Source organism: Asticcacaulis endophyticus (genome assembly GCF_014652575.1).
Taxonomy (GTDB): Bacteria; Pseudomonadota; Alphaproteobacteria; order Caulobacterales; family Caulobacteraceae; genus Asticcacaulis; species Asticcacaulis endophyticus.
The window spans coordinates 1669106-1695445 of the sequence record NZ_BMZB01000001.1; the positions used below are offsets into that span (position 1 = coordinate 1669106).

At 57.7% G+C, this 26340-nt stretch carries 22 protein-coding genes; 9 read left to right on the forward strand and 13 right to left on the reverse strand.

Going from position 1 to position 26340, the window contains the following annotated elements; genetic code table 11:
• Positions 1-24: 24 nt before the first annotated feature.
• Positions 25-936: a polyprenyl synthetase family protein gene (locus IE102_RS07520; RefSeq protein ID WP_229807613.1), complete on the forward strand. Its 912-nt coding sequence runs from the start codon at positions 25-27 to the stop codon at positions 934-936.
• Positions 937-1027: 91 nt separating this feature from the next.
• Complete coding sequence (gene dxs, locus IE102_RS07525; RefSeq protein WP_189485774.1) at positions 1028-2947, forward strand: 1-deoxy-D-xylulose-5-phosphate synthase; 1920 nt, start codon at positions 1028-1030, stop codon at positions 2945-2947.
• A 32-nt stretch (positions 2948-2979) separates the two neighbouring features.
• Here the strand turns inward: dxs and IE102_RS07530 are convergent, their stop codons facing one another.
• Positions 2980-3342 (reverse strand): RcnB family protein, encoded by a 363-nt coding sequence (locus tag IE102_RS07530; protein ID WP_189485775.1) that lies wholly within the window; start codon positions 3340-3342, stop codon positions 2980-2982.
• A gap of 235 nt (positions 3343-3577) precedes the next feature.
• Here IE102_RS07530 and IE102_RS07535 point away from each other — a divergent pair, with 235 nt between their 5' ends.
• The gene (locus IE102_RS07535) at positions 3578-5164 is read left to right on the forward strand and encodes an AbgT family transporter (RefSeq protein WP_189485776.1); all 1587 of its coding nucleotides are present in this window, start codon (positions 3578-3580) and stop codon (positions 5162-5164) included.
• Here the strand turns inward: IE102_RS07535 and IE102_RS07540 are convergent.
• The 6 genes from IE102_RS07540 to IE102_RS07565 form a co-directional block, all read right to left on the reverse strand.
• Positions 5161-6432 (reverse strand): O-antigen ligase family protein, encoded by a 1272-nt coding sequence (locus tag IE102_RS07540; RefSeq protein WP_189485777.1) that lies wholly within the window; start codon positions 6430-6432, stop codon positions 5161-5163. The two genes, IE102_RS07535 and IE102_RS07540, sit on opposite strands and share 4 nt — an antisense overlap.
• Before the next feature lie 55 nt (positions 6433-6487).
• Positions 6488-7366 (reverse strand): methyl-accepting chemotaxis protein, encoded by an 879-nt coding sequence (locus IE102_RS07545; protein ID WP_189485778.1) that lies wholly within the window; start codon positions 7364-7366, stop codon positions 6488-6490.
• 229 nt (positions 7367-7595) lie between these two features.
• Complete coding sequence (locus IE102_RS07550; RefSeq protein ID WP_189485779.1) at positions 7596-8429, reverse strand: hypothetical protein; 834 nt, start codon at positions 8427-8429, stop codon at positions 7596-7598.
• A 186-nt stretch (positions 8430-8615) separates the two neighbouring features.
• A complete protein-coding gene (locus IE102_RS07555) occupies positions 8616-10421 on the reverse strand; it encodes an IlvD/Edd family dehydratase (protein ID WP_189485780.1) in 1806 nt (601 codons plus the stop codon).
• 21 nt (positions 10422-10442) lie between these two features.
• Positions 10443-11582, reverse strand: a complete 1140-nt coding sequence (locus IE102_RS07560) for an aldose epimerase family protein (RefSeq protein WP_189485781.1) — start codon at positions 11580-11582, stop codon at positions 10443-10445.
• A 190-nt stretch (positions 11583-11772) separates the two neighbouring features.
• A complete protein-coding gene (locus IE102_RS07565; RefSeq protein WP_189486055.1) occupies positions 11773-12486 on the reverse strand; it encodes a FadR/GntR family transcriptional regulator in 714 nt (237 codons plus the stop codon).
• A 226-nt stretch (positions 12487-12712) separates the two neighbouring features.
• On the opposite strand from IE102_RS07565, the gene araD1 reads away from it, so the two are divergent.
• Positions 12713-13711, forward strand: coding sequence for an AraD1 family protein (gene araD1 / locus IE102_RS07570; protein ID WP_189485782.1), 999 nt, complete (start codon positions 12713-12715; stop codon positions 13709-13711).
• A 139-nt stretch (positions 13712-13850) separates the two neighbouring features.
• On the opposite strand, the gene IE102_RS07575 is transcribed toward araD1, so the two are convergent.
• Together IE102_RS07575 and miaA are read right to left on the reverse strand one after the other, a co-directional pair.
• On the reverse strand, positions 13851-15824 hold the full coding sequence (locus IE102_RS07575) for an alpha/beta hydrolase family protein (protein WP_189485783.1): 1974 nt from the start codon (positions 15822-15824) through the stop codon (positions 13851-13853).
• Between the two features lie 85 nt (positions 15825-15909).
• Positions 15910-16791 carry a tRNA (adenosine(37)-N6)-dimethylallyltransferase MiaA gene (gene miaA, locus IE102_RS07580; protein ID WP_189485784.1) on the reverse strand — a complete coding sequence of 294 codons (882 nt, stop codon included), beginning with the start codon at positions 16789-16791 and terminating at the stop codon, positions 15910-15912.
• An 82-nt stretch (positions 16792-16873) separates the two neighbouring features.
• Here miaA and IE102_RS07585 point away from each other — a divergent pair, with 82 nt between their 5' ends.
• Both IE102_RS07585 and IE102_RS07590 read left to right on the forward strand, forming a co-directional pair.
• Positions 16874-17980, forward strand: a complete 1107-nt coding sequence (locus IE102_RS07585; RefSeq protein WP_189485785.1) for an Mrp/NBP35 family ATP-binding protein — start codon at positions 16874-16876, stop codon at positions 17978-17980.
• 364 nt (positions 17981-18344) lie between these two features.
• Positions 18345-19439 (forward strand): NADH:flavin oxidoreductase, encoded by a 1095-nt coding sequence (locus IE102_RS07590; protein ID WP_189485786.1) that lies wholly within the window; start codon positions 18345-18347, stop codon positions 19437-19439.
• Positions 19440-19489: 50 nt separating this feature from the next.
• On the opposite strand, the gene IE102_RS07595 is transcribed toward IE102_RS07590, so the two are convergent.
• Positions 19490-20008: a dihydrofolate reductase gene (locus IE102_RS07595; protein ID WP_189485787.1), complete on the reverse strand. Its 519-nt coding sequence runs from the start codon at positions 20006-20008 to the stop codon at positions 19490-19492.
• 5 nt (positions 20009-20013) lie between these two features.
• Positions 20014-20820, reverse strand: coding sequence for a thymidylate synthase (locus IE102_RS07600; protein WP_189485788.1), 807 nt, complete (start codon positions 20818-20820; stop codon positions 20014-20016).
• Between the two features lie 48 nt (positions 20821-20868).
• On the opposite strand from IE102_RS07600, the gene ilvC reads away from it, so the two are divergent.
• A complete protein-coding gene (ilvC, locus tag IE102_RS07605) occupies positions 20869-21864 on the forward strand; it encodes a ketol-acid reductoisomerase (protein ID WP_189485789.1) in 996 nt (331 codons plus the stop codon).
• Between the two features lie 212 nt (positions 21865-22076).
• Here the strand turns inward: ilvC and IE102_RS07610 are convergent, their stop codons facing one another.
• On the reverse strand, positions 22077-22859 hold the full coding sequence (locus tag IE102_RS07610; protein ID WP_189485790.1) for a tRNA1(Val) (adenine(37)-N6)-methyltransferase: 783 nt from the start codon (positions 22857-22859) through the stop codon (positions 22077-22079).
• A gap of 161 nt (positions 22860-23020) precedes the next feature.
• On the opposite strand from IE102_RS07610, the gene IE102_RS07615 reads away from it, so the two are divergent.
• On the forward strand, positions 23021-24070 hold the full coding sequence (locus tag IE102_RS07615; RefSeq protein ID WP_373295583.1) for a polyprenyl synthetase family protein: 1050 nt from the start codon (positions 23021-23023) through the stop codon (positions 24068-24070).
• A gap of 5 nt (positions 24071-24075) precedes the next feature.
• A complete protein-coding gene (locus IE102_RS07620; protein ID WP_189485792.1) occupies positions 24076-25203 on the forward strand; it encodes an acyltransferase family protein in 1128 nt (375 codons plus the stop codon).
• On the opposite strand, the gene IE102_RS07625 is transcribed toward IE102_RS07620, so the two are convergent.
• Positions 25172-26287 (reverse strand): glycosyltransferase family 4 protein, encoded by a 1116-nt coding sequence (locus tag IE102_RS07625; RefSeq protein WP_229807614.1) that lies wholly within the window; start codon positions 26285-26287, stop codon positions 25172-25174. The genes IE102_RS07620 and IE102_RS07625 overlap by 32 nt on opposite strands.
• Between the last annotated feature and the right edge of the window lie 53 nt (positions 26288-26340).

The following is a 26340-nucleotide window of genomic DNA, read 5'->3' on the forward strand; positions in this document are numbered from 1 at the left end:
CCTTAAATGAGAAAGATCTAAGCCTTGACCCTGATGGCCGCCAATTCCGACCTTCCTCCCTTGCGCCAGCGTATGCAGGAAACGGCGGATTTGGTGACCATGGCGCTGGATGAGCTTTTGCCGCGCGCCGACGGGCCGGAGCAGCGTTTGACCGAGGCCATGCGCTATGCGGCTCTGGGGCCGGGTAAGCGCTTGCGGCCGTTCTTTGCGCTGGAAACCGGGCGTTTGTTCGATGTCGATGAGCGGGCCGTGCTGCGGGCCGCCTGTGCCCTTGAGTGCATCCATGCCTATAGCCTCATTCACGATGACCTGCCGTGCATGGACGATGACGATATCCGCCGTGGGCAGTTGACCGTCCACCGCGCCTATGACGAAGCGACCGCCGTGCTGGCGGGTGATGCCCTGCAAAGCGTGGCGTTTGAGATCATGGCGTCGGAAGACACCCACGAAGACCCGCTGGTGCGCTGCGACCTGGTGACACGTCTGGCGCAGGCGTCGGGGGCGCACGGCATGGCGGGCGGTCAGATGATCGACCTGATCGGTGTGTCGGATGACATGGGGGGCGTGGCGCGGATGCAGCGCCTGAAAACCGGCGCTTTGATCGTGTTTGCCTTTGAAATTCCGCTGATCATTGCCGATGCCGGTGATCGCGAATCCCACGCCCTGACGCACTTTGCGCAGGATCTGGGGTTGGCCTATCAGATTGCCGATGATTTGCTTGATGTCGAAGGCGACCCTGATCTGCTGGGCAAGGCCACCGGCGGTAAGGATGCCGCCAAGGGCAAGACCAATTTTGTGACCCTGCTCGGCGTCGAAGAGGCCAAGGCGCGGGTCAAAATTCTGGCCGATCAGGCCAAGTCGCGGCTCGATATGTTTGGATCGGATGCGAGGTTTTTGCGCGAAAGTGTTGATTTTGTGCTTAATCGCCAGAGTTGATAGCTGAAGCCAGCGCGTATCGCCGCAAATGAGGCGATAATTTAGTTATTTCAAAGCGATTCAAAAATCTATATTCTTAAGCGTAATGAATATGTCGTCAGTAACGCCCGTCCTCGACACCCTGTCCCCGCCTGAGCGCATTAGGTCTTTGAGCTTTCATGATCTGAAAGCGCTGGCCGATGAGGTGCGTCTGGAAACCATCGAGGTGGTCTCAAAAACCGGCGGCCATCTGGGCTCGGCGCTCGGCGTGGTCGAATTGACGGTGGCTCTGCACCATGTCTTTGAAACCCCTAAAGATATTCTGATCTGGGACGTGGGCCATCAGACCTATCCCCATAAGCTGCTGACCGGACGGCGTGATCGTATCCGCACCCTGCGTCAGGGCGGTGGGCTGTCGGGTTTCACCAAGCGGTCTGAGAGCGAATATGACCCGTTCGGCGCAGCCCATGCGGCCACGTCCATTTCGGCAGCGCTGGGGTTTTGCGCCGCCCGCGACCTGCAGGGTAAGGACAACCGCGTCGTAGCGGTGATTGGCGACGGCTCGATGTCGGCAGGCATGGCCTATGAGGCGATGAACAATGCCTGCGAGACGACCAAGAGCCTGACCGTCATCCTCAATGACAACGATATGTCGATTGCCCCGCCGGTCGGCGGCATGAGTGCGTACCTGGCCAATCTCGTTTCCGGCGGGGCCTATCAATCGTTCCGCAAGTTCGGAAAATCGGTCGCTGAGCGCCTGCCGCGCCCATTGTTCGAGGCCGCGCGCAAGGCAGAAGAATTTACCCGCGGCATGGTCACCGGGGGTACGTTTTTCGAGGAACTGGGTTTCTATTACGTTGGCCCGATCGACGGCCACAATATGGAACACCTGCTGGCTGTGCTCAAAAAAGCTCATTCGATCACGGACCGCCCGGTGCTGGTCCATGTGGTGACGCAAAAGGGTAAGGGCTATGTCCACGCCGAAAGTGCGGCCGACAAATATCACGGTGTCGCCAAGTTCGATGTGGTCACCGGTGAGCAGTCAAAGCCCAAGGCCAATGCCCCCAGCTACACCGATGTGTTTGCCTCGGAACTGATCAAACGCGCCCGCATAGACCCGAAAATCGTTGGCATCACGGCGGCCATGCCATCGGGCACCGGCCTTGATCGTTTTGCCGAGATTTTCCCGGATCGCACCTTTGATGTCGGCATTGCCGAACAGCACGCGGTCACCTTTGCGGCCGGTCTGGCGGCCGATGGCATGAAACCGTTCTGCGCCATCTATTCGACCTTTTTGCAGCGTGGCTATGATCAGGTGGCGCACGATGTCGCCTTGCAGGATCTGCCGGTGCGCTTTGCTATTGATCGGGCTGGACTGGTCGGGGCCGATGGCGCCACCCACGCGGGCACGTTCGATGTCGGATACCTAGGGGCCTTGCCGGGCATGGTCTTGATGGCCGCGTCCGATGAAGCCGAACTAGCCGCCATGATTGCCACCGCCACCGCCTATGATGACGGCCCCTCGGCCTTCAGATATCCGCGCGGCGAAGGCACAGGGGCGGTGATCCCCGAACTGGCCGAAGCTCTGCCGATCGGCAAAGGCCGGATTGTGCGCGAAGGCTCAAAAGTCGCCATCCTGTCGCTGGGCGCGCGCTTGAGTGAAGCGCTCAAAGCCGCTGACATTCTGGCCGCCAAGGGACTATCCACCACGGTGGCCGATGCCCGCTTTGCTAAGCCGCTCGACAAAGACCTGATCCGCCAACTGGCTAAACACCATGAATGCCTGATCACCGTCGAAGAAGGCGCTGTTGGCGGTTTCGGGGCGTTTGTTCTGCATTTTCTGGCCGAAGAGGGCGCGCTGGATGCGGGCCTTAAGATCCGTACCCTGACCCTGCCGGATCGGTTCCAGGATCACGATAAGCCCGACGCTATGTACGCAGATGCGGGCCTTGATGCGGAAGGGATTGCCATTGCGGCCTTGCAGGCGCTGGGTTTCAGCGAGTCCGAAATTGTTAAGCTGGCCAAGGCATAAAAACGGCACCGGTTAGGGTGCCGCTCTTTAAGTTATCTCGTTATAATAATGGTGGCAATGACGCCGGTGGCAACGGCAGCTAAGACGTAGCGGTTATCAATCTGACGCCATTCATAGCCACGGGGCGGGGCTTTCAGCTTTTTATGCTTACGGTAATCGACCGGCTTGCCGCGCTGCCAGTCATTGTAGGCAACATAGCCGCCTTTTTTGTAGCTCGACTTATCGTGCTTGTGCCAGCCCTTGGGCGGCCCGCGTCTGTCATCATGGCGGGCTTCAGTCTTGCCCTTAACCTGCTCATGACGGTCATCAGGACGCGGTTGCGCCATAGCGGTGCCGCTGAGGCCTGCGGATGCCATCATGATGGCCATCATCGATGCGGCGAATATCTGTTTCATAGGGTCTCTCCTTTTCAATACTGTGTTCCGATGCCCTTACAATGATCCTTGCCCTATGAACCCTATCTGAATGTTCCAAGGTCTTAGTGTGTTGGTTTTATTTATGATTTGAAATATTTGCCGGTAATGTGGTCAGGCCCACAATCCGCAAATCGTTCTTTTCGATACTATCTGCGTTTGACAGCGAAGCGCTTAACGCTAAGCTCAGGGTTTTGCTGTGGTATGGGGATCGATCATGACGAATAGCGATGCGATGCAACGCCAGAAGGGCTTTCTGGGTCTGATCGAGCGGTTGGGGAATAAACTGCCCGATCCGGTCATGATCTTTGTGTGGCTGATCCTGGTTCTGATGGTGCTGTCGACCATCGGCGCGCAACTTGGCTGGTCGGCCTCGATCCCCTTTTCCGGCGATAAGGCGCCGCCGTTCTCGACGCTTGAAAACGGGGTCGTCACCTATACCGCCGACAGCTTGTTCACCCAGGAAAACATCACCCGCCTGCTGGTCGATATGCCAAAGACCCTGACCGGATTTGCACCGCTGGGCGTCGTGTTGGTCGTCATGTATGGCGCGGCGGTGGCGGAACGCACCGGCATGTTCAGCGCCCTGATCCGCTCAAGTCTGCGCAATGCCCCCAAGGCCATATTGACGCCGTGCGTGGCGGTGATTGGCATGTTGTCGCACCATGCCTCTGATACCGGTTATGTGGTCTTTATTCCTTTGGCAGCGCTGATCTATGCCTCGGTCGGGCGGCATCCGCTGGTGGGTGTGGCGGCCGCTTTTGCGGCGGTTTCGGGCGGTTATGCCGGTAATATCACGCCGGGTCAGATTGATGTGCTGCTGTTTGGGTTCACGCAGGAAGCGGCCCGCATCATCGATCCCGAATGGACCATGAACCCGATCGGCAATTGGTGGTTCATTGTGGCGATTGTGTTTCTGTTCACCCCCATCGTTTGGTTCATTACCGACAAAATCGCCGAGCCGCGCCTCGGCAAATGGGGCGGCACTAAGGACACCGAAATCGAAGCCGAACTGGCCAAGTCCGAAGTGACTGAGGCCGAAAAGAAGGGCCTTAAGGCCGCAGGCATCGCCGCGCTGGTCATCATCGCCCTGTTTGCGGCGCTGGCGCTGTGGCCGGGCTATACGCCGCTGATTGATGAAACAAAGACCGGCCCGGCGCAGCTTCAGCCCTTCTATTCAGCCCTGATCCCCGGCTTCTTCCTGCTGTTTCTGGCGACCGGCATATCGTTTGGCGTCAAGGCGGGCACGGTCAAATCCGACAATGACGTGGTGCGCATGATGGGGGAGGGCATCCGCTCCATGGCGCCCTACATCGTGTTTGCCTTCTTTGCCGCCCATTTTGTCGCCATGTTCAACTGGTCAGGGCTGGGGCCGATTGCCGCCATCAACGGGGCCGAAGTGCTCAAAGGCTGGAACCTGCCCGCGCCGCTGCTGCTGGTCAGTGTGCTGCTGTTCTCATCGGTGCTCGATCTGTTTATCGGCTCGGCCTCGGCCAAGTGGTCGGCGCTGGCCCCCGTCGTCGTGCCGATGTTTATGCTGGTTGGTATTTCGCCCGAAATGACGACGGCGGCTTACCGGATGGGCGACAGCTACACCAATATCATGACGCCGCTGATGTCGTACTTTCCGCTCATTCTGGCCTTTTGCCGGCGGTGGGACTCGACTTATGGCGTGGGATCATTGCTGGCCCTGATGCTGCCATATGCCCTGTGTTTCATGGTGGCGGGGATCGCGATGACCGCCGGGTGGGTGCATTTTGACCTGCCGCTGGGGCCCCACTCGCAGGTTCACTATACCCGCTAATTTTCCTGCAAACGGTTGGCGGTCAGACGGGCCGCTGCCGCCACAAACAGCACCCAGATCAGGCTGTTTTGCCCCAGAATAAAGCTTTCCGACAGGATCAAAAAGCTGAATAGACACAGGATCAGCACCGAGAAAAAGCCGTCATTAACGCGCGAGAACCGAAACAAGGCGCACAGGAAACAGATAGCCAAAAATACCGCAAAGGTAATCACCCCGACCCAGCCCAACTGCACCAGCAAATCCAGCCAGCCATTGTGCGCCGACGGCACCGGCCAGTGGGTTTCGCGCCGCACGATCAGGGCGGGCACGGACCCTTCGGCCCAGAAGGCTTTGTAGCCATAGCCGAGCCAGGGGCGTTCTTCGGACAGCCGCCCCAGCGCTTCCCAGATCTGGGTGCGGCCGGTCAGGGTCGGGTCTTTGCCTAAAGCTTTCAGAATCACATCGGGCATGGCCATAAACAGCACTGTGCCAAGCGTTGCCGCCGTCGTGGCGCACCAGACGATGACGACGCTGATCAACCCGCCGCGTTGAATGGCTACCAGCACCGGCATCGCCCCTAAACTTAATAGACAGGCCAGTAGAGAGGTCTTAGAGCGCGACAGCACGACCAATACGAATATCATTACGGCGGCTGCGATCCATGCCTTGCGCCGCTCCGGCACCTGAAAGGCGGAGGCACACGCGGCGATAAACCCCAGCACCATCATGGCGGCCATCTGGTTCTTTTCGTGCCATAGCCCGCGCCAGGCGCCGGCATTGATGTCGTGAGCGATACCCATCTTTGGGTACAAAACTGCTGCCAGATAGGAACCGATCGCCAGACCTACAAAGGTGATGCCCACAATCTGAGTCAGGTCTGAGCCCTTATAGCGTGCCCCCAGATAAAGCCCGAACAGGCTGGTAAAGGCCAGCGCAATGGCCCGCCGGCTGGAAACATCAGGCGCGATCGACCATACGGATGACAGATAAGCCAGCCCTACAAATATGCCGGTGGCAAACAAGGCAGGGATTACGCGCAAAAAACTTGGAATTCGTAAGGCGCACAGTAGCGCTGTGGCCCCGTAAACCGGCAGCCATAGCAGGCGCATCCACGCGGTTTCGCCGCCGTTTTCCTGATTGGGAGCAAATAGCGGCGCCCACAGGGCTTCGGTGAACATGAACACGCAGAAAATGGTCAGGGCGACTTCGGCGCTGCGGATCAACGCAGCCCAGCGATCCGCCGGTTCGGTGGCGGCGACATTCTCGGTCCGGTAAAAGGCGGCGGTCATGGCCCGGACACTACGCGTAAAAGGTCAAAATCTTGTTAGCTGCAAATCTGGATAATCAGTCCAGTATAATTTGGCGCAGTTCCATCTGCTTCAGGCGCTCGATTTCGCGCTGCTCCCGTGCCAGCCGATCCGCCTCGATGGCCCGGTCACGCAGGTGTTCAATAGCCCGCCAGACCGACGCGATTTCGTCGTGCGAATGATGTACATGGGCCGGGTCGTGGTGCGGATGGGCGTCAGGAATGGGCGTGTCGTATTTGCCCTCGGATACGCTGATGATAGCGTTGGCGATGGTCTTTAGCGGCTTTGAGATGAACTCCACGACGATCCACACCGATATGGCGACCATGAGCACGATCCCCATAATGGCGACCGTCATGAAATGAATGGCGCGTTTGGCGTTATATTCGCGTGCGATGGCCTGATGGTTGGCCAGATCTTTACGTGAGGCTAGAACTGCCTTTTCGACATCGGCCTGAAAGGCGATGCGGCGAGCGCGGGCGCGCTCATTATTGCCCAGTTTGTCCGCTTCGGCGGGCGATACCGTCGTCCCCAGCCGGATCAGTTCACGGCGGAAGGTTATAAAATCCGCGGCCTGCTTTTCGATAACCCCAAAACTGGCCAACTTGGCCGGTCCGCCATTGACGCGCCAGTCTTCCAGGGTCTGTTCGATTTCAGTGAGGTCGTTTTCGAGCCGCTTGGCAAAGACGCGGGCTGAGGTGGTGTCTTTTGACAGATATATGCCGCGTGATTCCATCACGGCACTGGAGACCAGATAGTTGAGGTGTTCGCCGTAATAGGTGTTGTCATAGGACAGACCGTAATTTTTCATCATCCGGTCATAGTCGCGGATGGTCAGTACGCCCAGTGCGGCAATCGCCAGCGCCATGACCGCAAACGCCCCGACAAGGGCAAGTATTCTGGACTTGATCGACATGGGTATCTCCCTGCCTTTATGTTTCTGCACGCAGATACCGGATATCGGCGTGTATTTCCCTGTGGTAGTTTTATGCCTTACTCAGCCGGTAAGGTTTTTGATGTGATGAATATATTATGCCTAAACGCGCAAATAGCAATGATTGATAAATCAGGCCTTCGTGATGCGGGCAAGACCTGTTTCCGGTGACGCAATACTTTTGCGGGTGCGAACGAATATTGTGCGCACCTTAATCCAGAAGGATCTGACGCATTTCGAGGGAGCGTTTCTCCTCGGCGTCTCTTTCGGCCTTTGCGGTGACTTCGGCCATTTTTGCACGGTCGGCCAGAAGCGACAGGGCTTTCCACACGGCTGAGATTTCGGTGCCGGCTCTTGTATCCGAAGGTGCGTTCCGGGGGGCATCATAGTCGCCTTCGGACACACGGATAATAGAGTGGGCGAGGGTCTGCATCGGCCGTGAAATATAGGCCATGGCCCACCATAGCGACAGGCCGATCATACTCACCAGCCCAAAGCCGACGATGACCACAAAATGCATGATGCGCCCGTCGCCATAGTTGCGGGCGATTTCACGATGGCGATCAAGTTCACGCCGGTTCATATCAACCCAGTGGCTAAGATCAGCCTGATACTGGGTGCGGGTATGGCGGTTGGTTTCATTATTACCATGACGGTCGGCGGCGGCCGGAGAGACCTGCGTGCCGAGGCGAATAAGCTCACGCCGGAACGCGACAAAGGCCTGGGTCTGGGTAACAAGCTCAGGGCTCAGGGTTGGCGGTTCGTTCAGTACGGTCTCGATGTCCTGAAGGTTGCGCTCAAGGCGGGCGGCGAACAACTTAGCGTCTTCGGTGTTGCGGGCGTGATAGATGCCGCGCGATTCCGCCACAGCGCTGGAAACCAACCCGTTGAGGTGCTCAGCCTTATGGGCGGTTTCATGGGTTTGCGTATACTGGGCCAGCATGCGGCTGTAGTCGGCAATGCTGACCACGCCCAATACGGCAATGGCCAGTGCCATGACGGCAAACCCGGCGACCAGCGCCAGAAACCTCGATCGGATCGACATGAAGACCCCACATACGCTTACTACCATCCCCCTAGGGATCGTTTCGATCCTGATTGAGCGGTATAAATGTAAAATAGAGGTGAATAACCACGGAGTTAAAGAGGTTATGTCTTTGAAACCGGAAATAAAAAGGGCTCCGCAAATTACATGCGAAACCCTTAATGGTAATTCGTGGCGGCTCTATTTTTAGTGGTTATCTCTTGGCAGGCCCTTGGTTTGGGCGATGCGTTGATAGGCCACGGCGTTTTCAAGCGCGGCACCGGTATCCATTTGCCCGACGACAGCACGTTGCATTTCCTGCCACGGCGTCTGGTGCTCAGGGTACTTAAAGCCACCAGCGGCGTCGAGGGCGGCGCGGCGCTCAGCGATCTCCGCATCCGAAATCAGCACATTGACGGTGTTGGTGTTGAGGTCAACGCGCACGCGGTCATCGGTTTTCAGAATGGCGAGATTCCCACCCGCCGCCGCTTCTGGCGACGCATTGAGGATCGACGGCGACCCCGACGTGCCGGACTGACGGCCATCGCCGATACAGGCCAGTGACTTGATGCCGCGTTTCAGCAGATAGTCAGGGCAGCGCATGTTGACGACTTCGGCGGCACCGGGATAACCGATCGGGCCCGCGCCACGCATGAACAGGATGCAGTGCTCATCAATGCCCATCGCCGGATCGTCGATGCGATGGTGATAGTCTTCGGGGCCGTCGAACACGATGGCGCGGCCTTCAAAGGCGTTCAGGTCAGCCGGATTGTTCAGATAACGCTCACGGAATTCCTCTGAGATGACCGAAACCTTCATGATGGCCGAGGTGAACAGATTGCCCGACAGGACGCGGAAACCCGCGTTTTCCTTAAGCGGTTTCTCAAACGGACGAATGACGTTTTCGTCTTCGATGATGGCGTCACGGCAGTTGTCACCGATAGTCTTACCGTTCACCGTCATGGCGTCTTCATGGATCAGGCCATGCTTGATCAACTGACCCACAACGGCGGGGACGCCGCCGGCATGGTGGTAGTCTTCGCCCAGGTATTCACCAGCGGGCATCAGGTTGACGATCAGCGGGACTTCTTCGCCGTACTGCTGCCATTCCTCAACCTTCAGATCCACGCCGATGTGGCGGGCGAGGGCATTAAGGTGGATCGGTGCGTTGGTCGAGCCGCCGATGGCCGAGTTAACGCGAATGGCGTTGATGAAGGCTTCCTTGGTCAGGATATCCGAAGGCTTGAGGTCTTCGTGGACCATTTCGACAATGCGCTTACCGGTGCGGTTGGCACATTCCTGACGGTCGCGGTGCGGGGCCGGAATGGCCGCCGAATAGGGCAGTTGCATCCCCAGCGCTTCGGCCAGAGAATTCATGGTCGTGGCCGTACCCATGGTGTTACAATAGCCGGTCGAAGGTGCGGATGACGCCACCAGCTTGATGAAGCCCTGATAGTCGATTTCACCGGCCGCCAGCAGTTCGCGGGCCTTCCAGACGATGGTGCCGGAACCGGTGCGCTCACCCTTATACCAGCCGTTGAGCATGGGCCCGACGCTGAGGGCAATCGACGGGATGTTGACGGTGGCCGCAGCCATCAGACAGGCGGGCGTCGTCTTGTCGCAGCCGATGGTAAGCACGACACCATCAAGCGGGTAGCCATAGATGATTTCCACCAAACCCAAATACGCGAGATTGCGATCAAGGCCAGCCGTCGGACGCTTACCGGTTTCCTGAATCGGGTGCACAGGAAACTCCAGCGGAATACCGCCGGATGAGATGATGCCGTCACGGATATGCTTGGCCAACTCAATGTGATGGCGGTTACACGGGCTTAAGTCCGATCCCGTCTGCGCGATGCCGATGATCGGCTTATCCGATTGCAGGTCTTCGAGCGACAGGCCGAAGTTCATGTAGCGCTCAAGATAGAGCGCCGTCATGTCGGCGTTGTCGGGATTGTCAAACCAGGCGCGCGAACGAAGCTGGGTTTTGGAACGGGAAACGGAATCGGACATAAGGCTAAGTACTTCGGTCTTTTATTGGGTTACGAAAATGTGGTGAACCGTGGTCTGGGTATAGGTCTGGCCGGGGTTCAGGCGTGTGGTCGGGAATTCCGGACGGTTGGGGCTGTCGGGGTAGTGCTGGGTCTCAAACGCCACCGCATCACCCATGCGGGTCACCTGACCACCCTTGCCGGGGATTTTGCCGTCAAGGAAGTTGCCGGTATACATCTGAACGCCGGGTTCGGTCGTCAGGATCTTGAGGCCGCGACCCGACGTGGCGTCGGTCAAAGTAACCGCCAGTTTCGGGGCCTTGGTCAGGCCGCCGCGCACCAGATAGTTATGGTCGATGCCGAGGCCAACCAGAATTTGCGGATGGCGGGCGTCGCGAACCTTGGAACTGATCAGGGCCGGGGTGGTAAAGTCAAACGGCGTGCCCTTGACCGACGCAATCTCGCCGGTCGGAATGGCCGTGGCTGTGGTCGGCAGGTACGAATCCGCTTCCAGTTGCAGGGTGGCATCCAGCGCGCTGCGGCCAGAGCTTACGCCGCCCAGATTGAACAGCGAATGGTTGGTCAGATTGACCACGGTCGGCTTATCTGTCGTGGCCTTATAGCTGATGGTCAGGTCGTTAGCATCGCTCAAAGCATAGGTCACAAAGACCTTGACGGTGCCGGGATAGCCTTCTTCGCCATCGGGAGAGACATAGGACAAAGTCACCGACGCCGTCGGGCCGGATTTGACCTCTTCGACCTTCCAGACCACCTTGTCCCAGCCCTTAAGGCCGCCGTGCAGGTGGTTACCGTTATTGTTGGTGGCCAGGGTATATTCCTTGCCATCAAGGGAGAATTTGCCGAGCGCGATACGGTTGGCATAGCGGCCGACGGTGACGCCCAGATACTGCGGCGTATCGACATAACCGTCGATGGTGTCATAGCCGATAACGATATCGTCAGCCTTGCCCGTCTTATCCGGCACGATCAGCGACTGAAGCGTCGCGCCATAAGCGATGACCTTGGCCGAAACGCCTTTGGAGTTTTTCAGCTCGACCGCTTCGATCTTGGTGCCGTCTTTCAGCGCGCCAAAGTCGCCCTTGGTGGCGGTGGCGGCCAGCGCGGTCGAAGACATCAAAAGGCTGGCAAGCGTCAGGCCTGCAGCTACGGCAAAAGATTTCATTATCGGTCTCTCCTGTGTAAGGTCTTCGGTCTTGCGTCATGGTGCCGAAGTCATCGGGGCCATGTCAGACTCTGTTCAACCAGTCTTTTAGCCTTGTGACTAAAGTCCGACAATAGCTGATTTTATTATCATACAAAATTAGGCGGCCCGCACTGAGGCGATCGCCTGAAAAAGGCTCAGGCCGGAAGGTTCAAGTTTGCGGAGACATGCTTTTTTGCGTGTCCTCTAACGCCATGCGCACCAGCGATTCCATGCACCAACGGGCGGCAGAAGCATCGCCGCGCTCAATCGCTTCGAATACGCGGGCATGATCAGGGATTGGATCGCGGCTTAAGGATTTATGGCGCTGTTTATAGCGGGTGGTCCAGCTTACCGCCGCCCCGATGGTTGTGCTGAGTGAGGCCAGCGCTTCGTTGTGGGTGGCGAACATCAGGGTGTGGTGAAATTCCAGATCGGCCATGCGTCCGGCCTCACTGGCTAAAGTTTCGGCTTCCATGACCTCAAGCGCCTTGCGCATCCGCTCGATCTGATCCGGCGTGCGTCGCTCGGCCGCGAGGGCGGCGGCGGCGGGCTCAGTGATCAGCCGCAGTTCAAACAGCCCCTTGATGAAATCCTCAGACGGCTCGGTCTCAAACATCCAGCCCAGAACTTCGGGGTCGAGTATGTTCCAGCGATCACGCTCAGTGACGCGGGTGCCGATCTTTGGGCGGCTTTCGACCATCCCTTTGGAGGCCAGAATCCGGATCGCCTCACGGTAGGCCGAGCGCGATATATCGAGCGATTCGCTGGAGTCGATCTCATTGGGCAGGATATCGCCGGACTTATAGACCCCGCCCAGGATCTGAACGCCCAGATTGTGGGCCAGTGCGCCGTGCAGGCGTCCCTGAAACGCCGCGCGGAACATGTCATGTCCGCCCGTCGCGGGGGTGAAGGTCAGGGGATGCTGTGTTTTATTATCGGTAAGCGTTGGTTTCCTCATGATCAATGCATGACATTTTCGCTGATATTTGACAAAGTTATTTTTAATCAGGCCCATGATTTGCGCTTTACGACGCATATTTGTCTGACTATATCAATCGGCCTGATGTTCCGTGCGGAACACGCCCAAAAACCATATACGGGAGCCCGTCATGACCCTGCGCCTTATTCAATTCGTAACTGCCACAGGCGAACGCCGTGTTGCCGCCGCTCAGGATGACGGTTCGGCGCAAGTGGTGAATGGCGTGTCCTCGACCTACGAACTGGCGACCGCTGCCATCCGCGAAGGGATTTCGCTGGATGCCAAGGTCACCGCCTTGGGACTGGGCGAGGCGGTTGATATCGCTGTGGCTTTGTCCGAAGGCCGCGTTCTGGCGCCGATCGATCACCCCGATTCGGCCCACCTGCACGTCACCGGCACGGGCCTCACGCACTTGGGTTCGGCCGAAAGCCGCAACAAGATGCACCAGGCGGCCGCATCTGGCGAAGAAAACCTGACCGATTCCATGCGCATGTTCCTGATGGGCGTTGAAGGCGGTAAGCCCGAAGCCGGTAAGGTCGGCGCTCAGCCGGAATGGTTCTATAAGGGCAATGGCGCGACTTTGGTGGGCCCGAACGTGCCGCTGCAATCGCCAAGCTTTGCCGAAGACGCCGGCGAAGAGCCTGAAATGGCTGGCATCTATATCATCGGTGAAGACGGCAACGCCTATCGTCTGGGCTTTGCGCTCGCCAACGAATTTTCCGATCATATTGTTGAGAAGCAAAACTATCTGTGGCTGGCTCACTCAAAGTTGCGCCCGGCCTCGATCGGGGTTGAAATCCGCACCGGCGACCTGCCGAAAAGCGTCGAAGGCACCGCCCGCATTACCCGCGGCAACGAAGTGGTCTGGGAAAAGCCGTTCCTGTCGGGTGAGGACAATATGTCCCATACCTTTGCGAATCTTGAATATCACCACTTCAAATATGCCCTGTTCCGTCAGCCAGGCGACATCCATGTGCACTGCTTTGGCACCTCGACCGCTTCGTTCGGTGACGGCATCCGCACCCAGGACGGCGATGTGTTTGAAATCGAAGCCTCACCGTTTGTCTTCGGCCTGCGCAATGAACTGACGACGACCAAGGAAGAAAAGATCGTGGTCCGCGCCCTGTAAGCGCCCGAACCTAAGCATCATAAAAAAGCCCGCCTTAAGTGAGGCGGGCTTTTTTATTGGAGCGGAAACATTCCGCTCAAGCCGCCACCAGCGGCGCGGCCAAGGTGGCGGAGCCACCGCCCGGTGAGGGACTAAAGATTTAAGTGACCGGATTATGTTTCTCGATAAAGCCAAGAATGGCCGTGGACATTTCGACGCGCTTTGCCTCAACCGATTGCCAGTGGTCCTCACCTTTCAGTTCGATAAAGGTCACATCCTTACCGGCGTTTTTCAGGGCGCGTTCCATGCGACGGCTTTGGTCAATCGGGACAACCACGTCATCCTTGCCATGTATGAGCAGGACTGGAATTTTACAGTTGGCCGCATGGCGGGCGGGGGATACGGCGTTCATATCGTCCTTGTCACCGAGAAAGCGTTTCCAGTAGAGCACGGCGGAACTTCTTGCAGACGCTGTTTGTGTGACTTTGTAATCGACAAACTCTTTAAGGTCGCTAAGGCCCGCGACGGATACGGCGCAGTTATAAACATCCGGATCGAATGTCGCGCCCGCCAACGCCGCGTAGCCGCCATAAGATGCCCCGACAATGGCCACCCGTTTGGGGTCAATCGTGCCGTCTTTGGCCAGATAGCGCACACCATCGGACAGATCGGTCTGCATTTTCCGACCAAACTGACCGTAACCGGCTTCTACAAAGGCATCGCCGTAGCCGGAAGACCCTCTGTAATTGGGTTGCAGAACCGCATAGCCGCGTGAGGCGTAAAGCTGGGACTCCCAATCAAAGCTTGAGGTGTCGCGTGCCTGCGGGCCTCCGTGCGGCAGGACGATCAGCGGCAAGTTCTTATGTACTTTACTCGGCGGTAAGGTCAGATAACCGTGGATCTCCAGACCGTCGGCGGCCTTATATTTGATAGGTTTCTTTTGGGTGATCCATTCGGCAGGCAGATCAGGATAGTTTTCTCCGATCGGCAGAGACTTTCCGGCGCCGAAGTCGATAAAATAATAGGTGCCGGGATCATCTGAGCTTTCGCCGTAAATCAGAACTTTACGTGGGTCCTCAGCCGCAAATTCGTAGATAGAGACGTTATAACCCGGCATGGCGCCTTTGCAGAGATCGGCCAGTTTCTGCATTTTCGGGTCATGATACTCATATGTGACCCAGTCATCCCAGCGGGCAAACCCGGCAAACTGCCGTGTGGTCGGATGAAAGCGCGGGCTGCGATCATACCCATTCTTATCCAGTGGTTCTGAGAAGGTGCCGTCGGCGCTGACTTCGAAATACCCCCCGGCATTTTCACCGGCATCGATATAGACAATAACCTTATCTTCGCCACGGCCCAGACCGATAAGAGACGGGTAATCGATGGCTTCTTTCTGGGTGTAAACCTTTTTCCAGCCGCTACCTTTTTTGTAAAATTCCAGCCGCCATTCCTTGGAATCGCGATCGAAGTCTGAACGGGCGACGGGTATACCTGACGGCGTGATTACCCAGTCGCGGGTGTCATTATAGCCCTGATCGATCTGCTTGCCACGGTTGGTGTCAAGGTCAAACCGGTAAAGGCATAGGGGCGATTCGCCCACCATGTAGTAGTTGGAAGCCGTCGCGTAATATTTGCCATCAACCTTTATGCGAAACAGGTCGCCAACCACTGTGTTGTAAAAATTATCCATACGGCTGAACAGGGTATGTAGCTTTCTGGTCGTCACATTAATATTGTGCGCCAGAAAATGCTCCTGTTTCGAACCGGCATATTCCCGCAACCCTATCGTGGTGGAGGTGGAGACGATGATATGGTCATTACTGCCCCAGAATACGCCCCGAACCTTGTGGTTGCCTAATTGGAACGGCTGGGTGGCTTCGGTGGCTATGTCATAGGATATGGCGTAGTAATCGCCATTACTCTTGGTAATTAGCGCAATACGCTTACCGTCAGGGGACAGGCTGACATCTTCGATCTTGGGGGAGCGCACATAGGCGGCCATATCAGGCCGCGGCGGTATATTGTTATTGTCAGCATCGACAGCCGTTTCTGCCAAAGCCTTCGCAACGATGCCATTAAGCGACAATGCCCCCATACCCGCCAGCATGGCGCGGCGGTCCATACGTCCCCCCATAATCTACTCCCGTAATGCCCGTGCCCCACGCACTTAATAAGGATTTTATACTTATGGTTTTAAAATACACAAGTCAGATAGAGGGTTAACGCGGTAATTCCTTAACCGAAGGCATCTGGTTGCGGAACCAGGTCATCTGGCGTTTGGCGTAGTTACGGGTCTTTTGCTGGGCCAAAGCGCGGGCGGCCTCCAGGGTCATATCCCCCTGAATACAGGCGCTTATTTCGGCCAGTCCCAAAACCCTCATGATCGGCCAGTCGAGTTTGAGACCGCTGGCCATCAGGGCCTCTACCTCTTCCATCGCCCCATGTTCCAGCATCAGATCAAATCGTAGGTCGCAGCGCGCGTACAGCCAGTCGCGGTCTGGCCGCAACACCTCAAGGTGGTAAGAGCCGTGCGGTAAAATAGGCGCATTGGTCTTTTGCCAGTCGCTCAAAGCCCGTCCGGTTTCCAGCCAAACCTCATAGGCGCGGGTCAGACGTTGTTGATCATTGGTCATGATACGGGCGCAGGCTTCGGGGTCAACCGACAGAAGCAGGCCGCGAAACGCCTCTTCGCCCATGTCGATATAGGTCTGGCGCGCCTGAGTTCTGGCCTGATCACCGATCTCAGGAATTTCCGCAAGACCCCGGATTAAGCTGAGGAAATAGAGACCCGTCCCGCCGACGATACAAAGGGACGTATCCCCGCGCAGGGCGGCATCTATAAACGGCTGAGCTGCCCGCAGCCACTGCCCGGTCGACCACATCTGATCGGGCTTTAAGTGACCATACAGCACATGGCGGGCAATGGCTTCATCGTCGGCAGAAGGGCGGGCGGTTAGCGTAGGTACTGCCTCATAAAGCTGCATGGAATCGGCATTGAGTATAATGCCGCCGGTCTTGACGGCCCAATCCAGCGCCAGAGCCGACTTGCCGGATGCGGTAGGGCCGGCCAGAAGCAGCAGGTGAGGGGGGGATGCGGACATATTGATGTGAATAGCCGCAATGTGGGTTGCATGACAAGCCGCCAAAGCCTAATCCCTGACGCGAACTTGTAAGGACTATCTCATGACCCAGCCCGACCGCGAACAGGTACTCAGCGCGCTCAACACCATCAAGGACCCGGTATCCGGGGCGGGCTTGTCGGACGCAGGGTTGGTGCGCGGACTGGTGCTGTCGCCGGATCGGGTCGGGTTCATGCTGGAAGTGCCGCGCGATCAGGTCAATCTCTATGGCCCTGTGCGGGCTGAGGCCGAGCGGATGCTGGCCGGATTGCCGGGCATCAAAAAGGCGCAGGTCGTACTCACGGCTGAGACCGAAGCGCCGGTTCAGACCCCCAAAGCCGCCAAACTGTCGCCGCAGGCCGCCGACCAGAACCGCCCCAAAGCGCCCGTGGCCTCATCGCGACCGGCCCATGTCAAGCGCGTGATCGTGGTCGGATCGGGTAAGGGCGGGGTCGGCAAATCAACTGTTGCCCTTAGTCTGGCGCTGGCACTCAAGGGGCTTGGGTTACGGGTCGGGTTGCTGGATGCCGATATCTACGGGCCGTCAGCGCCGCTGATGCTGGGGGTGACCACGCCACCGGCGTTTGGGCCGGAAAAGATGATGATCCCGCCGCAAGCCTTTGGGCTTAAGGTCAATTCGGTCGGGTTCTTAGTGGATGCCGATCAGGCGATGATCTGGCGCGGGCCGATGGCGTCGCAGGCGCTTAATCAACTGCTGACCCAGACCCTGTGGGGGACTGAAGCCGAGCCGCTCGATGTGCTGGTGGTCGATATGCCGCCGGGGACGGGAGATGTGCAACTGACCCTGACGCAAAAGACGATGATTGACGGGGCGGTGGTGGTGTCGACGCCGCAGGAAATGGCGCTGATTGATGCGCGTCGGGCGATCACCCTGTTTGAAAAAACATCCGTGAAAATTCTTGGGATTGTTGAGAACATGGCCTGGCTGGAAAATCCGGTCTCAGGTGAAGCCATCTATGTCTTTGGGCGCGATGGGGCCAAGATTTTGGCGCAGAATCTGAAAGTGCCATTTCTGGGGGACGTGCCGCTCGATCCGGCGTTGCGCAAAGGTTCGGATGAGGCGCAGCCGCTGGTGGCGCTGGAGCCCGACGGCGATGTCGCCGTGCGCTTTAAGATGATCGCTCAGGCGGTGATGGCGCAACTGGATTAGGGTGCGCTCGGTTTTGCCTTCCCAGCACATAGCGGGAAAAAGTTCCCTTTCTCCTCCCTATTGCGGAGCAATGGGGAGGTGGCGCGGCGAAGCCCGCGACGGAGGGGGTTTCTTAATGAATATCGAGCGTCTGAGTATCTACAATGGTGGCGCTATCCCCCTCCGTCATTTCGCTTTGCTCAATGCCACCTCCCCATCTGCGCCAAAGGCTAGATAGGGAGGAGAAGAGGAACTTATCCTCTGCGCTAAATTCCGGGGCCAGGGGCCGTGACCTTGCTCCACCGCTAATTTCGCTGTCAGTTCTTGTGCAGCGCAAAATCGTAACTAAATCTGCATCAGTTACTTATTCATGCGGAGCACGCACATGTCTCATTCGACCCTGTTTTCCCCCTATAGCTTTAAGGGCCTGGACCTTAAAAACCGCATCGTCATGGCACCCATGACGCGTCAGTTTTCACCGGGCGGGACGCCGGGGCAGAATGTGGCGGATTACTATACCCGCCGCGCCAAGGGCAATGTCGGCCTGATCATTACCGAAGGCACCGTCATTGAACGCCCGGCCTCCAAGAACGAAGAAGGCATCCCCAATTTCTACGGCGCAGCCTTGGACGGCTGGCGCAAGGTGGTCGACAGTGTGCACGCCGAAGGCGGCCTGATCGCGCCGCAAATCTGGCACACAGGCGCCATTTACGGCAATGATCCGGCCTGGAAGCCGACCCCGATGGACAGCCCGTCCGGCATCGCCCCCGATGGCACACCGGTCGGCCAGCCGATGACGGAGACCGATATCGCCGACACCATCGCCGCCTTTGGGCGTGCGGCCGCCTCCGCCAAGGGCATCGGCTTTGACGCCATTGAGCTGCACGGCGCGCACGGTTACCTGATCGATGAGTTTTTCTTTGCCGGTTCCAACAAACGTGACGACCAGTGGGGCGGGGTAACGCTTAAGGAGCGCACGCGCTTTGCGGCTGAGGTCATCAAGGCCGCCCGCGCTGCAGTTGGGCCCGACTTCCCGATCATTATCCGCCTGTCGCAGTTTAAACCGAACGCCTATGACGCCAAGGTCGCATCGACACCGGAGGAAATGGAAGACTGGCTGACACCGCTGGTCGATGCCGGCGCCGATGTCATCCACGCCTCACAGCGCCGGTTCTGGGAGCCTGAATTCGACGGCTCTGACCTTAACTTTGCCGGCTGGGCTAAAAAGATTACGGGTAAGCCCACCATCACAGTCGGATCGGTCGGTTTGTCGGGTGAGTTCATCGCCGGTTTTGGCGGCGAAGTGTCTAATCCGGCGTCACTGGATAAGCTGTTGGAACGTCTCGATCGCGGTGATTTCGATCTGGTCGCGGTCGGCCGCGCCATCCTGTCCGATCCTGACTGGGTCGACAAAATCCGCACCGGCGAGACGGCCAGTCTGAAATCGTTTGATCGCTCACTGCTGGGTGAGTTGGTTTAAGCGCATTCTGAAAAGTGTGAAACGGTTTTCAGATACAAATGCGCGACTAACTAAGATTTTACCCGCTCATAGACCCGCGTGGTGAAGTCATAATCGTCACCTTCGCCCGCCTGATGGAATTCTGAGGATACCTCTTTCCACTGGGCGGGGTCGATGGCGGGGAAGTGGGTGTCGCCTTCCAGCCAGACATGGACTTCGGTCACATAGAGCCGGTCGGCTTTCTCAATCGTCTGCTCATAGACATTAGCGCCGCCGATGATGCAGACCTCATCCGCACCGTCATCCTTGGCGTGTTCGCGGGCGATTTCGATGGCTTCAAACAGGGTGGTGCAGATCAGGCCACCCTCGGCCTCAAACAATATATCGCGACTGAGGACAAGGTTCAGCCGCCCCGGCAAGGGCTTCTTCGGTAGGCTGTCCCAGGTGTTTGAGCCCATGATGATCGGCTTGAACTGGGTGATGGCCTTGAACAGCTTAAGGTCAGATTTGAGGTGCCACGGCAGAGCGTTCTCACGCCCGATGACGCGGTTTTCGCTCATGGCGACAACGAGGGATAGTTTGGGTTTCATGAAAGCTATACCGCCACCGGCGCTTTCAACGCACCGTGGGATTGATAGTTTTCGATGGTGATATCAGCGTACTCAAAGCCAAACAGGTCGCGGCCCTCAGCCAGTTTTAGCGTGGGGAAGGCAAAGGGGCTGCGTTCAAGCTGGGTTTTGGCCTGCTCGACATGGTTCAGATACAGATGCACATCGCCGAAGGCATGGACGAAATCACCGACCTCAAGCCCCACAGCCTGCGCGACCATATGGGTCAGCAGGGCATAGGAGGCGATATTAAACGGTACGCCCAAAAACACATCTGCTGAACGCTGATAAAGCTGGCACGACAGTTTGCCATCGGCCACAAAGAACTGAAACAGGCAATGGCATGGCGGTAAGGCCATGTCTTCGACCTCCGCCGGGTTCCAGGCCGAAATCACATGGCGGCGGGAATAGGGATTGACCTTAAGGTTCTCGATCAGATTGGCCATCTGGTCGATCATGCTACCATCGGGGGCGGCCCATGACCGCCACTGCTTGCCATAGACGGGGCCCAGATCACCGTTATCATCAGCCCATTCGTCCCAGATCGAGACCCCGTTATCTTTCAGGTATTTGATATTGGTGTCGCCGCGCAGGAACCACAGCAACTCCACCGCAACCGACTTGAAATGCACCTTCTTGGTGGTCAGCAGCGGAAAACCTTTCGACAGGTCAAAACGGATCTGCCGCCCAAACAGCCCCAAGGTGCCGGTGCCGGTGCGGTCTTCGCGCTTTGTGCCGGTGTCCAAAATCTCACGCAGCAGGTTGAGATACTGATATTCGGGGTGATCTGACATGGCGGTTACTTTATAGGTCAATTTGATTCCAATGGAGTATAGCCCGCTATGACCTTGCCCGTCTATCACGACCGTGACTGCGACCTGAGTGTCATTCAGAATAAACGTGTGCTGATCATTGGCTATGGCTCACAGGGGCGGACCCACGCGCTCAATGCCCGTGATTCCGGCGTGAAGGGTATCCGGGTGGCGCTGAAAGCTGGCTCGGCGACGCGCGCCAAGGCGGCTGCCGATGGCTTTGAAGTGGTGACGGTGGCGGGCGGCGTCGCTTGGGCCGAAGTTATCGTGGTGCTGACTTCTGACGAAGCCCACCAATCCCTGTTCCGCGATGAGATTGCGCCGAATTTGCGCGCCGGGCAGGCGCTGATTTTTGCGCACGGATTATCAGTCAATTTCGGGTTGGTGACGCCGCCCACCGATGTCGATGTCATTCTGGTTTCCCCCAAAGGGATCGGGCCGCGCATCCGCGACATTTATGTGGAGGGGCAGGGGGTGTTCTGCCTGTTTGGCGTTCATAATGACGCCACCGGTGCCGCCAAAACGATCGGGCTATCTTATGCAGCGGCCTTGGGTTGCGGTCGCAAGGGCATACTGGAAACGACCTTTAAGGACGAATGCGAAAGCGACCTGTTCGGGGAGCAGGTCGTCCTGTGCGGCGGCACGCGCGAACTGGTGTCGACGGCGTTTCAAACCTTAGTGGACGCGGGCTATCCGGCCGAGGTGGCGTGGTTTGAAACCTGCTATGAGTTAAAACTGGTGGTCGATCTGTTGTTTGAGCGCGGCATGTCGGGCGGATTTGAGAAGATATCGAACACGGCGGAATACGGCGCTTATCTGACCGGCCCGCGGGTCATAGGCGACGCCTCAAAAGCGGCTATGCAAGGCGTGCTCAAAGACGTGCAGTCGGGCGATTTTGTCCGTACCCTGATGGCCGATTACGACGCCGGCAGCCCCGACCTTTTGGCCCGCCGCGCGGCGTTGAAGGGGAATTTACTAGATCAGACCAAGGGGTATCTTGATAATTTGAATGTAATTCCCAAGTAAGGGAGAGGCTCAATACAAAGGATGGCGTTGTGATCGTCGATATATTTTTTGAATCTAAATTAGTCGCAAGTTATACGATCAATATCGGGATGCTAACAGGGGGTGAGCCACTAAGATCAGACTTCATTAAAGAGGCTGTAAGGTGCGCTAAGGAAGATGATTTGTTAACTGATGAGAAACTTGAGAAAGCAACATTTGAATTGCGGCGCTAATTAAGCCCATTTTAGTACCGCCTCGCCGCGCAAGATGGCCTCGACTTCGGGGGTATGTTTACGGTCGCCTTTGTCATGCAGGATCAGCGGCGGCAGCAGTTTTAGCGGGGCCTTACCCAGGCGTTTGGCGCGGACGATGACGCGCTTGGCGGGCTGATCGGCAAAGGGCTGGATCGGGCGGATGATGAACGACCCGCACCGTCCCGACAGGCCGTTCAGCAGGTCAAAAAGCCGGTCGGCGCGGTGGACAAACAAAATCTCTCCGCCATCCTTTACTGAACCTTGCGCAAACTCGGTCCACGCAGAAAGTCCATCATCGGCGATCCAGGCGGGGCGCTTAAGTTCATGGGGCGCGCGCAAAAGGGTCGGGTCATCGAAATAGGGCGGGTTGGACATCACCATATCAAAGCGTTCCAGCCCAAACGATTTAAAGCCTTTGCCGATATCGCCACTGATGGCGGTGTGACGCGCTGCCGGATCATTGCGTTTGATGTTTTCCTGCAATAATTCAAAGCTTTGCAACTCACGCTCAATGCCGGTCGCCACCACCTGCGGGCAGCGTTTATAGAGCGACAGCATGACCCCGCCGACCCCGCAGCCCAGTTCCAGCACCCGCACGGGTTTGACGCGATCTTCGGCCAGCACACCCGCCGCCGCGGCCGCCAATAGGGCTCCGTCCATGCCGATACGATAGCCCTTGGCCGGTTGCCACAAATCGACCCGCCCGTTCAGCAGGGTGGTTTCGACAACGCCAGAGGGTAAATCAGGGGACAGGTCTTCCATGACGCGGCCATACTACAGATTGCGACAAAACGACATAGGCCCGATTAAGACATGCCCACGCGGCGTTTATTGAGATATAACGCAAACGCTACTGACAAAGGCATGGACACCCGCGAAAAGGGGGGGTATGGCGATATTTCGAGTGTATCAGGAGTATGGTTTTGGACACGGCTGACATTGATAAAATCAGAGCCTGGGAAAAAATCCGCGGCCGGCCCGACACGCAGTCACCTGTTGCAGATGTCAATGATCTGGTGCGCCTCAGTGCCGCCGATATGGATGATGTCAACGCCCTGATCCGCGACCGTATGCAAAGCGATGTCGCCATTATTCCGGCGCTGGCCGATCACCTGATCGCCGCCGGTGGTAAGCGTCTAAGACCGCTTTTGTGCGTGGCGGCGGCACGCCTGTGCGATACGTCAAACACCCATCACCACAACCTGTCGGCGGCGGTTGAGTTCATCCATACCGCCACCCTGCTGCATGACGATGTGGTCGATTCCTCCAACCTGCGCCGGGGCAAGGTCGCCGCCCACCTGATCTGGGGGGCACCGTCATCGGTTCTGGTCGGCGACTTTCTGTTCTCACGCGCCTTTGAACTGATGGTTGAAACCGGCTCATTAGAGGCGCTCGGCATCCTGTCGAAAGCCTCGGCGGTGATTGCCGAAGGCGAGGTCTGGCAACTGACCAAGGCGTTCGACATTAACCTCAGCATCGACACCTATATCGAGATTATCTCGGCCAAGACCGCCGCCTTGTTTGCCGCGGCCTCTGAGAGCGGGGCGGTGTCGGCTAAGGCCACGCCGGAACAGCGCGAAGCCCTCCGGCGCTATGGGCTTTATCTGGGGCTGGCGTTCCAGATTCAGGATGATGCGCTCGATTACACCGGATCGGCGGCGGACCTTGGCAAAAATGCCGGTGATGACTTTGCTGAGGGCAAGGCGACGCTGCCGTTGCTGCTGGCCGTTCAGCGTTCCAAAGATACGCACGGCGATTTCTGGCATCGCGCCGTGTCGTTGCGCCAGCAGGCCGACGGCGACCTGCACACCGCGCAACAGATCATGAAAGATACCGACGCGCTGGTCGATTCCATCGCTATGGCCCGCGATTATGCGGCTCAGGCTAAGGCGTGTTTATCGGTGTTTAAATCCTCGGCCTGGAAGACGGCGCTCGAAAATCTGGCCGACTATAGCGTCACGCGACAAAAGTAAGTCGATTGACCCCTGACCGCGCACTCGATAATGGCCGGTTTTACGAACTGGATATTCTGCGGGGATTAGCATCGCTGCTGGTGGTGGCGTTTCATTATGTCCACTTTTACCACACCGATCAGTTTCAGGCTGATCTCTATGTCGATGTGCCGTTCTTTGACCTGCTAAGGCCGATCTATAGCCACGGGCAATGGTTCGTCGAACTGTTCTTCACCATATCCGGCTATGTGTTTTTCTGGCTTTATCGCGAACCGATCATGGCGGGGGCGGTGTCATTTCGGACCTTTGTGATCGCGCGTCTGGCGCGTCTTTATCCGCTCTATATCGCCACGCTGATCCTCACCGCCGGACTGATGGTCATATTCTACGGCCTTTATGGCTATGACTATGTGTATCAAGCCAATACCGTCGGCAATTTCGCCTTAAGCGCCCTGATGATCCAGCAATGGTGGCCGGGGGCGGTCCAAAGCTTTAACGGGCCGGTATGGTCGATCTCGGTCGAAATGGGGCTGTACGGCCTTTTTTTCCTGTTTTGTACCCTGAAGCTGGGCCGGCGGTGGCTGTGGGTGATTGTGGCAATCACTACGCCGCTGATGCTGTTGTGGCCAGAGGTTGCGTTCTTTCGCGGGCTACCCAGCTTTTTTCTCGGCGGTGTCGCCTATTTCGTGGCGCGCGAGCTAAGTGGCGTAGGGAGCGCGACCCGTAAGAGCATTTTGGGCGCGGTGGCGGCAGGCTGGATTGCCGCCTATCTATTTGGCCATGACGGGCTGATGAACGGTCAGGTAAGCTGGGTCTTTTCGCGCGAAGTCATGGTGTTGGGGCTGATGCCGCTGACCCTGGTGGCGGTCGATCTGTGGCGGGGGGCGATACGTTCGGAGCGCCTTAAGCCCTTTGTCTGGTTAGGGGACATCAGCTATTCGACCTACCTGATCCATTTCCCGCTACAGCTTTTGATCATGATTGGCCTGAATGGGTTGGAACCGGCCACCAAGGCGGCGGTGATTGCCTCGCCTCTGTTTTTTATGGCGTTTTTTGCTGCCTTGATCGGGGTGTCGATTTTAAGCTACGGCCAGTTTGAGATGACAGCGCGGCTATGGCTGCTCAGGCGGTTTTCGCCGCGCTATCGGCACTAATCTTGTAGCGCAGCCACAGCCATCCGACCGCAAACAGCCAGAACAGGGCCACCAAGGCCACAAATCGCAGGTTTAAGCCCGTTTCGATATGGATATAGCGCATGGTCAGGCCGACCGCGCCTGAGAAGGCACTTAAACCCCACACCCGCAGGGCCATGTTAAGGTGCGACGGGTCTTTGTGGATCAGCCATTGCTGATAGAGGTGGTCCTTATGGGCCTCAAACAATTTTGCGCCGCTTTTGGCGCGCAGGGCCAGCGTCAGCAGCACATCGACCAGCAGCGGTGCCAGCACATAACCGCCCAGCCACAGCGAGGTCACCCCGGCATGGATCATCAGCAGCACCCCGCCGGTAATCAGCGCCCCGCCAAACAGCGATCCGGCATCGCCCTGGAACACCTTACCCATCGGCAGATTGAACGGCAAAAAGCCGAGATGGGCCCCAAGGGCGCACACGCAGATCAGCAGCAGACCGGCAGCATAATAGGTGCGCTCGCTGAGCGGCCCCAGCACAATGATCATAATGACCATCAGGCCCAGCGCTATGGATTGCGACCCGATGGCCAGTCCGTTGGAGCCGTCCATGAAGTTGATAGTATTTAGGCCCAGCACCAGCCAGAACGCCGTGCCCAGCACCCCCAGCCACGGCCACAGGCTGATCGCTGCGCCAAAGCCAAAATCGATGTTGATTATGGGGTAGGCGCTGGCAAACCCAAGCGCCAGGGCGACCTGAAACAACAGCTTGAACCTGGCATTGAGCGCGAGCATGTCATCCAGTGCGCCGGATAGACCGAGAAGGGCCGCATAGATCAGCAGGGCAAAGCCATGTCCGCCGTCGCGCGGCAGTTGGGTGTGAAACAAGAGGCTGAAAATGGCAATGCCGAGCGCGGTCGCCGCCATAATCGCCATGCCGCCGGAGGTCGCGGTCGGGGTGCTGTGGGAGCCGCGGGCGCGCGGGCGGTCAACCGGGCCACCGCGGATGACCAGTTGCGTAAACGCGGCTGAGGCCAGTGCGGATATGACAAAGGCCGCGATGAGGATTAAGGGCGGAATGATCCAGAACTTAATCATGGAAGCTAAAGGCAAAAGCGTATGCCCCCTCCGTCGCGGACTTGCGCCGCGCCACCTCCCCCGTAAAC